The 4,396-nt window shown below is 71.3% G+C and carries 2 protein-coding genes; both read right to left on the reverse strand.

Features of this window, described 5'->3' with window-relative positions; translation table 11 throughout:
- Positions 1–398 precede the first annotated feature (398 nt).
- Positions 399–698: a hypothetical protein gene (locus tag G6R24_RS22845; RefSeq protein WP_225438717.1), complete on the reverse strand. Its 300-nt coding sequence runs from the start codon at positions 696–698 to the stop codon at positions 399–401.
- Positions 699–922: 224 nt separating this feature from the next.
- Positions 923–3,877 carry an MMPL family transporter gene (locus G6R24_RS18620; RefSeq protein WP_225438718.1) on the reverse strand — a complete coding sequence of 985 codons (2,955 nt, stop codon included), beginning with the start codon at positions 3,875–3,877 and terminating at the stop codon, positions 923–925.
- Positions 3,878–4,396: the final 519 nt, after the last annotated feature.

Here is a 4,396-nt window from a genome sequence, read left to right on the forward strand (position 1 = left end):
CCCGAGTGGGCACCAGGCCGAACGTGGCGGCGAGCATCCCACCGGTTCCGGCACCGGCGAGACGTAGTGCGGCCCGACGACTCAACCCAGACCGGTTCGAACCGATGGACAGATCAGCCACGATGCATCCTCCGAGCCACAGGATGGAAAGTGGGCACGCTACGTCACCGAGTCGCTCGCTTTCGGCGACGGCACTCGGTAGCCAGGCCTTCGCACGTCACACCTTCGCGCGGCGCCGCCCGTCGACCATGGTCACTTTCCGTGACACCTCTGTCCGGGCATCCTCTTGCCGGGCCATGTCCGGGCCCGCGGCGGATGTCCTCTCCACACGCGGCCTGAGCGACAGTCGTGTGCTCACGGCCGCCGCACCGCGGCCGGAAACCTTCGTGGACGGCGGGCTAGCTGTACGAGTCCGCCTCGATGATCAGGCGGGGGTCGGTGCCGGGCAACGCGGGGGCACCAGGGTGGCCGGGGGCGCCGGACTGCTCGAAGATGAAGCCTCGGGCACCGGTGATCGCCGGAGGTGGCGCGGCTTCGCCGTCGCCGTCTGGACACGGGTGAAAATGCCAGGTCGGGGAGCCGTCCCGGGTGGACGGACCGCCCATCGGTGGCTGCCGGCGACGCCGCCGGTAGTTGATCTCCATCGTCGGTCGGGTACCGCCGCGCTCCCGGCGACCACCCGCTCTGGGATCGCCCACCGCCACATAGCGGCCAACGGCGGAATCGCCGCGCGGCCACCGTCCGGCGTCGGTCGTCCCGACCTCGTTCTGGCCACGGACCCCGCCGGGAGCCCGACCGATTCCGGTGGCTGACCCGACACCGGGCGCACCAACCTGAGACCCGTCACCGACAGTGATACCCGCCCCGGTCGTGGGACCGGCCGAGATCGCAGGACCAGCGGACGCCACGGGAAGGGCGGACGTCACTCGACCAGCGGACAGCGCGGGAAGAGCGACCGGCCCGCCCGAGGATGCCGCCGCGGCCGGGTGGGTGGGCCCGTCCTCGGTGTGGTTGCGGCTGCGGACGGTGTCCGCGGGCAGGCCGTAGGGGGCCCGGCGGCGCGCCTCGCCGCGGACGCGGCCGCCAACGGGACGCGGGGCGGCGAGGCCGGGCGGGCCGGCGGGTACGGAGGCGCCGGGCATCCCGAAGGCGAGGGAGGCTCCGTGGGGGCCGGACGTCGGCGCGGGGGTGTCGTAGGGGCGTCCGCGGGGCTCGTCGGCGTTCTCACGCAGGCCGAAGCGGTCGTGCAGGCGGCGCAGGGGGGCGGGGCCCACCAGTTGTACTTGCCGGCCAGGGCCATGAACGCCGGGACCAGGATCGCGCGCACGACGGTCACGTCCAGGGTGATGGCGATGGTGAGGCCCACCCCGACCAGTTTGATCATGCTGATGTGCGAGGTGGACAGGGCCACCATCACCACGACCAGGGCCAGGGCGACGCTGGTGATCAGTGGGCCGGTGGCACCGAGGCCGACGGCGACGGCCTCGGTGTTGTCGTCGGTGCGCTGGTACTCCTCCCGGATGCGGGCGAGCAGGAAGATCTCGTAATCCATACTCAGCCCGAACGCGATGAAGAACATGAGTACCGGACTGGTCATCTCCAACGACCCGGACACCTGGAAGTCACCGACCAGCCAGCGCAGATGGCCGTCCTGGAAGATGAACGTCAGCAGTCCGATGGTGGCCGCCAGGTTCAGCGTGTTGAGCAGCATCGCCTTGATCGGGAGCAGCAGGCTGCCGGTGAACAGGAACAACAGGACGAACGTCGCGACCATCACGATGGCGAACGCGGCGGGCAGGCTGCGCAGGATCGTGCGCGAGGTGTCGAGGAAGTGCGGCGCGAGGCCACCCCTCAGGGTCGCGAAGGGGGCGGGTGTCGCCTGGATCGCGCGCACGAGCGTCCGGGCCCCGTCGGAGACCGGGGACGTGTCGGTCTGCCACACCGACAGCCACGCGCCACCGTGGATGCCGACATAGCCCACCTGGGCGGTGGGCGCCGCGGCCGTGACCATCTTGCCCTGCATGAACGCGCCGGTGACGGTGTCGATCCGGGCGACACCGGGCAGGGCGGACAGCCGCCGGGCGTAGTCGGAGAGCTTCGCCGCGTTGGCCGGGTCGCGGGCGTCCAGCCCGGGCACGACGACCGGGATCTGACAGGGCAGGCAGGCCACGAACTCGGTGCGCATCGCGTCGTTGACGACATGGGATTCGGAGGCCGCGGGCAACACCGTGTCGTCGGCGAGGGACAGGTTCAGACCGCGCAACGGCAGCGCGCACAGCAACAGGATCAGCACCGCCGCCCCACCGAAGACCACCGGTCGGGCCAGCACCCGCCGGGCCAGCGCCGTCCAGCCACGGCCGGCCCCGGACAGCTCCGCCGGCCCGCTGGCGTGCCGGCCCTGGCCCTGGCCCTGCGCTCGGGCCAGGCGGCGGGCCCGGCGCCGCCGGGCGAAGCCGGAGCGGGCGATCATCGCGCGGATGTCGCCGCGGTCGAGTCGGTCGCCGAGCACCATCAACGCGGCCGGCAGCACCAGCAGTGCCGCGACCTCGGAGGTGATGACGACGATGCCACCGGCGAAGGCGAACGAACGCAGGTAGTCCAGCGGGAAGGCGAGCGCGGCGGTCAGCGACAGCGCCACCGTCATCCCGGAGAAGAACACCGTGCGTCCGGCGGTCTCCAGGGTGCGCCGCAGCGCCGCGCCGGGGAACAGACCTCTGGCCTGTTCCTCTCGAAACCGTCTCAGGATGAACAGGCTGTAGTCGACGGCGAGCCCGAAGCCCAGCGCCGTCGTCAGGTTCACCGAGAACACCGAGATGTCGGTGACCGTCCCCGCCAGCCGCAGCAGGGCAAGACTGGACACCACCGCGACCACGCCGACGAGCACCGGCAGCAGCGCCGCCGCGACCGTCCCGAACGCGTAGAGCAGCACCAGGAACACCAGCGGCGCCGCCGACAGTTCGCCGCGCTCAAGGTCGGCCCGGCTGTGCTCGGTGACATCACGCATGACGGCGGGGGCACCCCCGAACCGCACCTGGACACCGGGGCCGGTGTGCGCGTACCGCTTGTGCAGCGCATCGAGGCGATCCTGGATATGGTCCTCGGCGCCGGTGAGGCGGAACACGATCAACGCCGACCGGCCGGCCCTGGAGCGCAGCAGTGGATTACCGGAGATCCCGTTGCCCGACCAGTAGGAGGCGACCGAGGTGACGTCCTGCTCGGCGGCGATCTGCCCGGTGAGCTCCCGGCCGAGATGGTCCGGGGTCGGCCCGTCGATACCCTCCTCGGCGGTGACCAGGACGCCGATGTTCGGCGGCGCGTCCGGGAACTCCTCGTCCAGCAGCTGCTCGGCGCGGGTGGACGGGTCGGACTTCGCGTAGAAACCGCCGGTGGCCAACTGGTGGTAGACGCCGGCGTTCCACGGCAGCAGCACCACGACCAGCAGGCAGGCGGCGGCCAGCAGCCGACCACGGTGCAGGACCGCGATATCCGCCGCCATCGTGAACATGGAACGCCGCCGGACCGGCACACCCGCCATCGTGGCCATGGTCGCCATGACCCGTTCCGGGGAGGTGTGGCCGCCTCGGGCCGCCCGTCCCATCCGCCCGCCGCGGCCGGTCTGGCCCAGTCGCCTGACCGGCACGGTCCGTCCCGTCACCCCGGACGCCTCGATCCGCCCCGGCTGCTGTGCCCGTCCGGACGGCTGTGCCTGCCCGGACGGTTCGGGGATGACGAGGGGCTCGGTGTGGATGGACGCGTGGTCCGGCGCCATGCCGTCCGCGACAGGCGAACGCGTCACCGGCGCGGACGCCTCCCGATCGGTGGTCTCCCGATCGGCTCGGGGTTCGCGTTGCGACGCGGAATCGGCGAACAACGGCATGACGCTCCCTTCGAGCGGCCCCGCCTCCGTGGATGTCCTCGTGGGCGGTGCGGTTCAGACACCGTCGCCGATCGCTGCGCCGACGAGCAGCGCGGCGCGACATGAAACATCCCGGGTCGCATTTCGACGCTAGACCCGCACGACCAGCCCGAACCTGAAATACCCCCGTTTGAGGGAGGTAACAAGTGGGGTCCGCCGACCCGGGGCAATCAGTGTCCGGAAATCCCCCGGCAACAGGGAGGACGGCCGAGGGAGCTCAGGCCGACCGGCGTATCACTGGCGGGAGGTAATACCGGCGGGGCAATCTCGAAGGTGGTACGGCAATGCTCGGTGGCCGTGCACCGCGCGGTCCGGTCGCACATGATCGGCGACACTGACCCGCGTTATGCCCGGGGTGTGGCCGGCGTTACGGTAGCACCGACCTTCGAACGGTGGTTCACCTGACAGGTTGACCACCAGGCGAAAAGCACGGTCCTGGCCGGGCCGGTTCCTACCCCTGGCCCAATGGCCGTAGGTTAA

It is taken from the genome of Candidatus Frankia nodulisporulans, from assembly GCF_902806475.1.
GTDB classification, from domain to species: Bacteria; Actinomycetota; Actinomycetes; order Frankiales; family Frankiaceae; genus Frankia; species Frankia umida.

What these genes read in the sequence shown, in the direction of transcription:
- G6R24_RS18620 (WP_225438718.1), bottom strand. Translation starts at nt 3,877, where the DNA reads ATGCCGTTGTTCGCCGATTCCGCGTCGCAACGCGAACCCCGAGCCGAT.